The organism is Brunnivagina elsteri CCALA 953 (assembly GCF_002289455.1).
Classification (GTDB): Bacteria; Cyanobacteriota; Cyanobacteriia; order Cyanobacteriales; family Nostocaceae; genus Brunnivagina; species Brunnivagina elsteri.
The window spans coordinates 1-1,311 of record NZ_NTFS01000759.1 but is presented as its reverse complement, the minus strand read 5'-3'; the positions used below and the strand labels follow the sequence as shown (position 1 = coordinate 1,311).

Genomic DNA, 1,311 nt, shown 5'->3' with positions numbered 1-1,311 from the left:
GTTGTTCTATTTCCCCTCCAAGTATTGCAATGTCTGTCTAAACCTATTCTGCGTCTTCCTAAAAGAGTCGCACCCAAAGCATTTGGGAATAAAGCGTGGAATTGCTCTGTTATTGTTTTTACATTTGCCAATTCTGTTCCTGCATCAGAATATCAAGAAGTTTTAAACAAAAGAACAGAGCTAATTAGGAGAGAAATAGCAAAATATGTAGGAGAAGATATAGCAAATCAGATTCCATCTATAGCAGTAGATAATCAAAGTGAGACAACTCCAGATGAAAAGGAGTGGCTTGGAGAGTTTTTCACCAGAATTTTTGTTAGAGCTTCTGAGTCTGCTTCTTTGCCATTTGCAGCCGCCATGAAAGATAGCATAAGCTCATCTTTGGGCGAGCCAAGAATTAAGCTTGATGAACAGCAAAAAGCTGAGGTTGGAAATAAAATTAGAAAAGGTCTTATGGCTGGACTTGCTGGTGGTGGTGCTGCTGCTGGTTTATTACTTGGTCCTGGAGGAGCACTTGTTGGTGGATTATTGGGTACTGTAGCAGGACTCTGGCTGGAGTTAAATCGTAGAAATGCGTAACTTTTTAGTTGTAGGACGCACTGGCGTTGGAAAGTCAAGCTTTATAAATTCTATTGTTGGTAACAATGTTGCTTCAACCTCAAGATACGAAGCTTGTACAAAATTTATTCAAAATTATACTTGTAGAAATAATCTAGGTGATATCTGCATCATAGACACACCAGGATTGGCAGAGGACGACATTGAATGCGACAGAAAATATTTAGAGATGATTAAAGATAGCGTTGATTTTACTAAAATTGATGCATTAATTTATGTTTCCCGCCTAGATGAAACACGATTTCGTCCTGAAGAAAAGCAAACAATATATCTTTTGACAGAAAAATTAGGAGCATTGATATGGAATAAAGCTTGGTTAACTTTCACTTTTGCGGCATCTGTGCCTAAAGAAAGCCGCCACATAGCTACGATTAATAGAAAAGAACAAATAGAAAATTTTGTGAGAATAGTTACATCTGAATATGGTTTGAATCCGCCCTTTCAAGGATTTAAAATTAAGCTACGAGTGGATAACACTTCAAAAACCTGGACTTCAAAAAGCATTCCAATTATGTCAGTTTTAACTAAAGATAGATAGACTATGTTTTAAAAGGGTCTTTTGACCTCATAATTAGCATAGTAAAGTATCGCATTTGCGAGAAAATCCTTGTAATCTTCAAACCTTTCTTGCTGCAAAGAAGGTGGTAGCGATCGCAAATTTGGCAACTCGAATAAATTACTCGATTCCTTACC

At 37.1% G+C, this 1,311-nt stretch carries 2 protein-coding genes; both read left to right on the top strand.

Features of this window, described 5'->3' with window-relative positions:
* Positions 1-579 (top strand): hypothetical protein (locus CK510_RS32235; RefSeq protein ID WP_211293367.1); only part of this gene is annotated, 579 nt, incomplete at its 5' end.
* The gene (locus CK510_RS30500; RefSeq protein WP_095725136.1) at positions 572-1,156 is read left to right on the top strand and encodes a GTPase; all 585 of its coding nucleotides are present in this window, start codon (positions 572-574) and stop codon (positions 1,154-1,156) included. The genes CK510_RS32235 and CK510_RS30500, both read left to right, overlap by 8 nt.
* The last annotated feature ends 155 nt before the right edge of the window (positions 1,157-1,311 follow it).